Below are 9,784 nucleotides of genomic sequence, written 5' to 3' on the forward strand. Positions count from 1 at the left end.
AGTTCAGTATTGGTGACAGACCACCACAAGTATCCAACCTCAATTCTGTTCACAAGACCATCGTTGATGTTCTCGGCGAGCGATACCGTCGAATTTATTCTTAAAGTAGGTGCGGAATGACGGATATGGGCATCTTCACCCGCCAACTGACACCAGACGTTGGCCCGATGCAGCAGCAACTGCTGGATAAGCACTACCTGCGCAAGCACGGTAAAAACGCCTATTACGGGCAGTAACCTTAAATCAACCCACCGCGTGGATAACTGACGCGGTGGGCTGCAATGCGATCCCACACTGGTCTGATGCGTATTAGCGCATCTTCAATTTGACTGACTGGCAGCGTAAAAGGGACGCGCAAAAAGCGTTCAAAAGCCCCTTCAATCCCAAAACGCGGCCCTGCGCCAATCCGTATCCCCAAGGTTTCTGCATTGGCTGGCCAACATGGTGGAGACGGGTTGTGGCAGCTCTGCCCACCAACAGAGGCCACCGCTGGGCGTATATTCAACTGCCATTCAGGAAACTGGCGCGCGATGGCGGCACCGGTCTCGTCCCGCTGCTGACGCAATCCAGCGCGGCGTGCAGGCAAAATCTGTTCTGCATCCTGCAACAGTTCCGCGCAGGCGAGCTGTTCCAATAGCGGAGAGCCCAAATCCACGGTATCGCGCATCTGTATCAGTGCAGCGATGGTGCGGGCGCTGGCACGAATCCAGCCGAGTCGCAGTCCGCCCCAAAAGCTTTTGCCCGCCGAACCCAGCATGATGACGTGTCCGCTGTCATCAAAGGCGGCCAGCGGTGGCGGCGGCGGCACGTCGTACCACAGTTCCGACATGGTTTCATCCAACACCATCGGCGTGCGCGTGCGTGCCGCGATCTCCGCCACAATTTGGCGCGTGGCGCTGTCCATGCAGCGACCGGTGGGGTTGTGATAATCGGTGATCAGGTAGGCGAGACGCGGAGCTGCCTGAGCAATCGTGATGGCAAGGCCATCGGTATCCCATCCCTGATCGGGGAGTGCCACAGGAATCGGGCGACAGGCCGCGCCTTTTATCACACCAATCGCATGAGGATAGGTGGGGTGTTCAATAATTACGCGGTCGCCCGGGCCGGTCAGCAGCAGCAGCAGGGTAAAACCGCTGACTGCGCCGTTTACCACCATGATTTGATCCGCCGTAGTGGGTAGACCGCGCGCGTTGTAGCGCTGCGCAGCCGTGGCAACCCGGCAGCGTCATAGCCGCTGTGTTCAAGGTACTCTGGCAACTGAGACAGGGCGCGGGTATAGGCCTGATGGATCTCAGGACCCGCAGGCAGGGCGGCGCAGGAGAGATCGACCGCAGGCAACGGCAGACGGGACAAATCCGGCTCAGTGCGCGCAATGGGCAGCGTTGTGAGAGAGCCAGAACCTTGGCGGCTGGCAAGATAGCCCTCGCTGCGCAACTCGGCCAAGGCGCCGGTCACTGTGGTACGGCTGATGTGCAATATCTCCGCCACGTCGCGCTCGCCCGGAAGACGGGTATCCAGCGGCAAACGTCCATCCAGGATCAGCAACCGCAGGCTATCTGCTAACTGGCGATAAGCCGGAGTGCGTGATTCGGGTTGCTGCCAGTTACCGAGCAGACGCTGTAATGAGGCCGAGCCGATTCGCCGTGCAGCCATCGTAAACTCCCAGACAGATTAAAAAGCCACTTTCGATAAACTGGACCTTAAAATAAAGTCCATTTTGCGTCAAGGTAACACAACTTCCTTGATGACGTCACCCTGTTGGTGACGAAGGGTTAAGGGTTAATGGTGGGGTGAAGTACTATGGCGTATCGGCTTGGGTTATTGTATGTGGGATTAGCGCTGTACGGCATGGCAATCGCCATGATGATCCGGGGAAATTTAGGGGTGGACCCGTGGGATGTGTTTCACCTCGGGTTAGCGTAGCATCTGCCACTGAGTGTGGGCACCATTATCATCCTGATGGGCGCGTTGGTGCTGCTGCTGTGGATCCCGCTGCGCCAGCGGCCGGGATTGGGGGCCATCAGTAACGTTATCGTGATTGGGCTGGCAACCAATGTGGGATTGGATTTACTGCCAGAAATCGAACACCTCGGGGCACGCACGGCGCTGTTGATCGGGGGTGTCATCACCAACGGGCTAGCTACTGGCATGTATATCGGTGCCGGTTTTGGCCCTGGCCCCCGTGATGTCTTGATGACTGGCATTGTGGCGCGTACCGGATGGCAAATTCGCTATGTGCGAACCGGAATTGAGCTGACGGTGCTGGTGGTGGGGTGGATACTCGGCGGCACGGTCGGCGTAGGTACGGTAGTGTATGCCTTTGCGATTGGTCCGCTGATCCAACTTTTTTTACCCTATTTTGTCGGGCAGTCGCGCGAACGCGCCCTGCAACCGAAGGCCTCATCCTAGTATCACAATGGAAAAAAAATGCCCGTCATTGCTGACGGGCATGGGCACACAGCACCGTTAATGAGGCGGTTAACGGTGCGTTGTTTCTTCACGTAAGATAACAGCCACTTCTTTTGCCGTCGGCGTCTCGCTTGCCAGCGCACGACGAATCACGAAAAAGGCAGAAATGAGCATGGTAACCGCTACCAGCATAAAGAACCCGCATAGTGCGGCGTTGATCTGGTTGCTGAATACAATGTCTTTGATGGTCTTGGCCGGCGCGATCAACGTGCCTTGCTCAATACCCTGCGAGAAGCGTTTAGCCTGAGCCAGAAAACTGATACTGGCCTTTTCATGGAAAATTTTCTGCCAGCCGGCTGTCATCGAAGTGATAAACAGCCAGATGGTCGGCAGTATGGTCACCCAGGCGTAGCGCTGCTTCTTCATTTTGAACAGCACAACAGTGCCAAGAATCAGCGCCATGGAAGCCAGCATCTGGTTCCCGATACCAAACAGCGGCCACAAGGTGTTAATCCCACCGAGAGGATCGATAACGCCCTGATAAACAAAGAAGCCCCAACCGGCAACCGCCACCTTGGTGCCCGCCATGTTACCCAGCCAGGAGTGGCTCTTGCCCATGCCAGGAACAGCGAGGCCGCACCATGAAACGGCAGGCGCGGGTACCGGCATCGACAGCAGTCAAAATGAACAGCGCTTCAAACAGAATGGCGAAGTGATACCAGAATGCCATCATGGCCCGACTGTTAAATATTTCGGTGATGATATGCGCCATACCCACCGCGAAGGTCGGTGCCCCCCCGGCACGTGACAGAATAGAGGCTTCGCCCACGTCTTTGGCTATTTCACTCAGGGCTTCCGGTGTGATCATAAAGCCCCAGCCGTTGATCACCTGTGAGGCTTGTTCAACGGTGGTACCGATCAGCGCAGACGGTGAGTTCATGGCGAAATAGACGCCCGGATCGATAACCGAAGCGCAAATCAGCGCCATGATCGCCACAAACTATTCCATCAGCATCGCGCCATAACCAATCATGCGAATGTGACTTTCGCGTTCAATCAACTTAGGCGTGGTACCGCTGGAGACCAACGCGTGGAACCCGGAGATGGCACCGCAAGCGATGGTGATAAACAGGAAGGGGAACAGGCTACCGGAGAACACCGGCCCGCTACCGTCAATAAAGCGTGTCACAGACGGCATTTTCAGTTCTGGCGTGGCGAACACAATACCCACAGCCAAACCGACAATAACACCAATTTTCAGGAAAGTAGAAAGATAGTCGCGTGGGGCCAGCAGCGGCCATACCGGCAGCACCGAAGCGATAAAGTCGTCAATCACCAGCGCCCAGGTCAGCGTGGTGCCTTGCAGGGTGAAGAAGGGGCCCCAGTACGGATGGACAGAGATGTCGCCGCCGTACACGATGGCCATCATCATCAACACAAAACCGATCAATGAGACTTCAGCAATTTTGCCGGGGCGCAGAAAACGCATATAGACGCCCATAAACAGCGCAATCGGGATGGTCGCTGCAATGGTAAACACCCCCCAGGGGCTGTGTGCCAGCGCTTTGACCACCACCAGTGCCAGTGCGGAAAGGATGATTATCATCACACCCAGTGCACCCAGCATCGTCACCACACCCGCAAAGGTGCCTAACTCTTGTTTTGCCATTTCCCCGAGCGAACGGCCATCGCGGCGCGTCGAGATAAACAGGACCAGAAAATCTTGTACCGCACCGGCGAACATCACCCCGACCAAAATCCAGATGGTGCCCGGCAGAAAGCCCATCTGCGCGGCGAGAATCGGGCCAACCAACGGACCCGCCCCGGCGATAGCGGCAAAGTGGTGACCAAACAGCACCCACTTGTTGGTGGGAACATAATCCAACCCGTCATTGTGACGTTCAGCAGGCGTGACACGACGGTCGTCCAGTTCAAACACTTTTTTAGCAATAAACAGACTGTAAAAGCGGTAGGCAATGCTGTAGCAGGATACGGCGGCAATGACCAACCACACGGCATTAACGTGCTCTCCGCGGCTTAAGGCCAGCATCGCGAAGGCGATAGCCCTCGCTAATGCGACCAACAGCCAGATCACTATGCTCTTGACATTATTCATGACAACGGCTCCTTCGTTACCCAACTAATGGGGCGAGAGTTTTGCTGGCTTTTAGGGCGTGACGCCATGGCAAACGGCGCAGCCCTTAAAAACATAGTGTATTTCAGCGTGATGCGCGGCAGGTGCAGATGAGAAAATGTGAGCAAGAGTGAATTTTTGTAAATTAAATTCAGTTTTGGCTAATGATGATAGGGGCGGGGAGAATCTGATGCGGAGAAAATCGGTGTCGCCAACCCGCAGGCTGGCGACACCAGAGGTTTATGCTACGGGTTTGGCAATGATACTGCGCGTTTCCATGCGCACGTCGGTCAATACCACATCCAGCGTATCGCTTTGGCGGTAGACCACTTCACCTTTGACGGAGACCGTGCCGGTTTCCTGGCTGCTGACTAACTCATCGCGTACTGCGTGAATAAACGAAGCCGGGATAAAGGCAACGGCACCGTTGTCCAGCAAACGCACACGCAGACCACCGCGCGTCACATCGATGATCTCGGCGCGGAAGCGGGCATCAGTCCCGGCTTTCGGTTTCAGGAAACGAGCATACAGCCAGTCACCGACGTCACGCTCGGCCATCCGGTTTAAACGACGGCGCTCCGCCATTTGTTGCGTGATGTCATCTTGCGGTTTCTCAGCGGGCTGTTGGCAAATAATCGCTTTCAGCAGGCGATGGTTGATCATGTCGCCAAACTTACGGATGGGCGAGGTCCAGGTGGCATACGCATCCAGCCCCAAACCGAAATGCGGCCCTGGCGTAGTGGAAACTTCGGCGAAGGTTTGGAAGCGGCGAATGCGGCTGTCTAAAAATGACGTCGGCTGCGCATCCAGCTCTCGGCGCAGTTTGCAAAAACCGTCCAGGGTCAACAGCACAGCAGCGTCCGCTTCAATGCCGTTGTTGCTTAACACCGTCACGGCCTGATCGACCTGGGTTGGCTCGAAACCGTTGTGCACGTTGTAAATGCCGAAGCCAAGCTTCTCTTTAAGCATGCGTGCGGCGCAGATATTGGCGGTGATCATGGTTTCTTCGACGATACGATTAGCGATGCGACGTTGCTCAACTACGATATCCAGCACATCGCCCTGCTCACCGAGCAGGAAACGGTAATCAGGACGATCTTTAAACACCAGCGCATGGGTGGCACGCCAGGCGCTGCGGGCCAGACCGATGCGGTGCAGCAAACGGATTTGCTCGGCAACGGCATCGTTTTCCGGCTGCCATTCACCCTGTTGCTCCAGCCAGTCTGAAACGTTGTCGTAAACCAGTTTGGCCCTGGATTCTACCCAGGCGGCAAAGAACTGCACATCATCGCCCAGTGTACCGTCGGTCGCGACGGTGACGCGGCACACCACTGCCGGGCGGCGCTCTTGCGCGCGCAGCGAGCAGAGATCGTCGGAAAGCATGCGCGGCAGCATCGGAATATTGAATCCCGGCAGGTAGTTGGTAAATGCACGTTGACGCGCCAGCGTATCCAGCGTGCTGCTCGCTTCCACATAGGCGGTAGGGTCGGCAATGGCGATAGTGAGTTCCAGTGTGCCGTCGCCGTTGTCTTTGGCATACAGCGCATCGTCCATGTCTTCAGTGCTGGCGCTGTCGATGGTAACAAAGGTCAGTGCGGTCAAATCTTCGCGCGTCAGATTGCCGTCATTGAGCGTCAATTCGCTGTCCATTTCTGGCGCAGTACGCTCAAGATTGTGACGTGACAACGTCACCCACCACGGCGCCAGCGGATCGTCGCAGGTGGTGATGTATTGCGTTAATTCAGCATGGAAGCTGCGATCGCCTTTGAGCGGATGGCGACGCATTTCCGCCACAGCCCAATCACCATCCTGAAAGGTGTGATTTACGTCGCGTCCGGTACGGCAGGGGATCGCCTCTTTCAGCAGCGGATGATCGGGCAGGATGGCAAAACGGTCGTCCTTTTTCTGCACGCGGCCAACAAAGCGCGTCAAAAAGGGTTCAATCAGGGATTCCGGCTCTGCGATTTCACGATCTTTATCGGTGTGCAGCGTCGCAACGATACGATCGCCATGCATCACCTTCTTCATCTGCGGTGGTGGAATAAAGTAGCTTTTTTGTGCGTCGACTTCCAAAAAGCCGAACCCTTTATCGGTGCCTTTCACTACGCCTTCAGCACGCGGAGTTTGGGAGTGAAGTTGCTGTTTTAGCTGGGCAAGCAGCGGATTATCTTGAAACATAATGAGTAAAAGAGATGTCCAGATGCGGTTATTAACGACACTAATGAATGGCAGACAGTTTTACGCGAAACCCGTGCTGGCGGCAAGCGTGATGTATATCAATGAGACCAATCTTCGCGTTTTGAGAATAACCGCTAATGCATCGTGTAACGGGAGTGGAACGCAGGCGTCCCGGTCAGTGCCGAGACGCCAGTGTATCAGGCGATACGTCGCTCAGTTTCTGTATCGCGCTGGCTGCGGGTTATGACCACGGGCACCGATTTTGAGGTCGGTGTAAAGGTTTCATCACCTACGCTTGAGAGTGGTACTAACGGATTGGTTTCCGGGTAATAGGCGGCCAGATTGCCGCGAGGAATATTGTAGCTGACTAGGCGAAATCCACTCACCTTACGTGTGATGCCATCGTTCCACAGCGTCTCGATATCCACGTTGTCACCGTCAGCCAACCCCAGTGCAGCAATATCCTGCGGATTGATAAACAGCACCTCGCGTTGCCCGTAAACGCCGCGATAGCGGTCATCAAGGCCATAAATGGTGGTGTTGTACTGATCGTGCGAACGCAGGGTTTGCAGCGTAAAAGGAGCCTGCTGTGTGCCAAGCTGCGGGAACAGGGTTTTCGGCAGTTCGGCGGCGCAGAAGTTGGCTTTATGATTCGGGGTGTTAAAGCGTAACTCAGCCGCCGCATTGCCCAGATAGAACCCGCCGGGCTGTTCGCAACGGGCGTTGAAATCGTTGAAGCCGGGCAGGGTGGCAGCGATGTGGTCACGGATCAGTGAATAATCCCCCGCGAGTGCCAGCCAATCCACCGGTTGCTTGCCCAACGTGGCATTGGCAATGCCGGCGACGATAGCGGTCTCAGAGCGCTGTTGTTCTGACAGGGGATGCCCACACCTTCCGAGGCGTGCACCATGCTAAAGGAGTCCTCTACGGTAACAAACTGCGGGCCGCTGGCTTGGATGTCGCGCTCGGTGCGTCCCAGCGTCGGCAGGATCAGCGCGTCTTGCTCACCGGTAATCAGGTGGCTGCGGTTGAGTTTGGTACTGATGTGTACCGTGAGCTGACAGCGCTGCAAAGCAGCTTCGGTACGCGGTGAGTCAGGTGCTGCGGCGGCAAGATTACCGCCCAACGCGATCAACACGCGCACCTCATCGCGCAGCATGGCTTCCAGCGCTTCCACGGTATTATGGCAGGGTTGGCGCGGGGGTGTGAAACCAAAGTGTGCAGCGAGGCTGTCGAGAAACGCCTGACTCGGTTTCTCATCAATACCCATGGTGCGGTTACCCTGCACGTTGCTGTGTCCGCGCACCGGGCATAACCCTGCGCCCGGCTTGCCTAACTGACCAAACAGCAGTTGCAGATTGACGATCTCCCGCACCGTGGCAACGGAGTGTTTATGCTGTGTCACGCCCATGGCCCAGGTGCAAATGACGCGCGGCGAACGTTGATAGATATCGGCCACGGCGCGTAATTGCGCTTCGCGTAAACCGGATTGCTGTTCAATCTCGGACCATGTGGTGGCATCCACCACTGCCAGATACGCTTCAACGTTGGCGGTATGGCTGGCGATAAACGCACTGTCAAACAGCCCCGGTTGCTGCTGTGCCAGACGCTGACGGTGGGTTTCCAGCAGGGCTTTGACCATGCCGCGCACTGCGGCCATATCGCCGCCGAGATGGGGTTGCAGGTAGGTTTCGCTGATGGTGCCGGACAGCGGTGTCAGCAGCTCCAGCGGATTTTGCGGATTGGCAAAGCGTTCCAGACCGCGTTCGCGCAGCGTATTGAAGGACACGATGTGCGCGCCGCGATCGGCGGCATGGCGCAGGCTGTGGAGCATACGCGGATGGTTGGTGCCGGGGTTTTGTCCGAATACGAAAATGGCATCGGCATGTTCAAAATCTTCAAGGCGAATGGTGCCTTTACCGACGCCGATGCTTTGCTTCAAACCGGTACCGCTGGCTTCGTGGCACATATTGGAACAGTCGGGAAAATTATTGGTGCCAAACAGGCGACCAAACAACTGATACAGGTAAGAGGCCTCGTTGCTGGCCCGTCCCGAGGTGTACAGTTCTAACTGATTGGGGTGCTCCAGCGCATGGAGGTGCCGGGCGATCAGCGCAAAAGCGTCCTGCCACTCAATCGGTACATAGCGATCGCTGGCGCGGTCATAGCGCATCGGATGGGTCAACCGTCCCTGATACTCGAGAAAATAGTCGCTCTGCTGGCGCAGTCGGCTCACGCTGTGGGCGGCAAAGAACGTCGGATCGATGGCTTTGCGCGTGGCTTCCCAGCTTACTGCCTTGGCTCCGTTTTCGCAAAAACTGAAGGTGCTGCTGTTATCGTCACCCCAGGCGCAGCCGGGACAATCAAATCCTTTCGATTTATTGACGCGGAGCAAGTTTCGGATGTTTTTCAGCGCTTGCTTACTGTCGAGCACAAAACGGGTTGTGGCTTCTAAAGAGCCCCAACCACCTGCTGCGCTCTGGTATGGCTTGATGGCGGGTTTAAATTTCATGGTGGTGTCCGCAGGTGTTGAATGTTTGTGTTATGTAAATTTTATATTAAATATTTGCGATGTGTGGTCAGTCTAAGAGTGAGGGCGTCGATCGTCTAATCGACTGTGGCTATGGCGCGATTAGCAAGGACTATTGAATTTATGTGCTTGGTATATTTCACATTTTATAACTCCTTATAGGCGAATGACTTGCGATGCACGGAGAAATTGGTTTCACTGTCATTTCTGCGGGGATGCTCCCCTTAATACCTATGCAGGACAGGAAGCGACATCATCGACATCAAACAGCTCATTTACCTGTGGAATAAAGCAACCGCTCACTCACATCACTAAGAAATCATTCAACCTCACGAAATGCCCCAGCAATCCAATCATCACTACGACTAGGGCCTGTCATCAAATGCTTGGATAAGCGTGTATGATCGTCTACTTTGGCCTAAAAAGTAAGAGATGACACGTCGCTATGCACTTCGAGATGATCAATGGGCTAGGATTGAGACATTGCTTCCTGGACGGCAAGGCTATGTTGGCGTAACCGCACGCAACAACCG

1 protein-coding gene and 6 pseudogenes are annotated in these 9,784 nt (G+C 55.6%); 3 read left to right on the forward strand and 4 right to left on the reverse strand.

The genetic code is table 11. The features are described from left to right. Nucleotides 1-125 precede the first annotated feature (125 nt). Nucleotides 126-236: pseudogene (gene araD / locus ACTBDZ_RS12030) on the forward strand (L-ribulose-5-phosphate 4-epimerase); the annotation flags it as partial. Nucleotides 237-238: 2 nt separating this feature from the next. On the opposite strand, the pseudogene ACTBDZ_RS12035 reads toward araD, so the two are convergent. Then, nucleotides 239-1,653, reverse strand: a pseudogene (locus tag ACTBDZ_RS12035) (PLP-dependent aminotransferase family protein). 147 nt (nucleotides 1,654-1,800) lie between these two features. Between ACTBDZ_RS12035 and ACTBDZ_RS12040 the strand changes: the two are divergent. Next, a pseudogene (locus ACTBDZ_RS12040) lies at nucleotides 1,801-2,409 on the forward strand (YczE/YyaS/YitT family protein). Between the two features lie 69 nt (nucleotides 2,410-2,478). Here ACTBDZ_RS12040 and ACTBDZ_RS12045 read toward each other — a convergent pair. The 3 genes and pseudogenes from ACTBDZ_RS12045 to ACTBDZ_RS12055 form a co-directional block, all read right to left on the reverse strand. Further along, a pseudogene (locus ACTBDZ_RS12045) lies at nucleotides 2,479-4,525 on the reverse strand (carbon starvation CstA family protein). 258 nt (nucleotides 4,526-4,783) lie between these two features. After that, nucleotides 4,784-6,721 (reverse strand): exoribonuclease II, encoded by a 1,938-nt coding sequence (locus tag ACTBDZ_RS12050; protein WP_438815487.1) that lies wholly within the window; start codon nucleotides 6,719-6,721, stop codon nucleotides 4,784-4,786. A gap of 197 nt (nucleotides 6,722-6,918) precedes the next feature. Beyond that, nucleotides 6,919-9,233, reverse strand: a pseudogene (locus ACTBDZ_RS12055) (FdhF/YdeP family oxidoreductase). 450 nt (nucleotides 9,234-9,683) lie between these two features. Here ACTBDZ_RS12055 and ACTBDZ_RS12060 point away from each other — a divergent pair. Beyond that, a pseudogene (locus ACTBDZ_RS12060) lies at nucleotides 9,684-9,784 on the forward strand (IS5/IS1182 family transposase); the annotation flags it as partial.

Origin of the sequence: Symbiopectobacterium sp., from assembly GCF_051710365.1 — a bacterium.
GTDB lineage: Bacteria > Pseudomonadota > Gammaproteobacteria > Enterobacterales > Enterobacteriaceae > Symbiopectobacterium.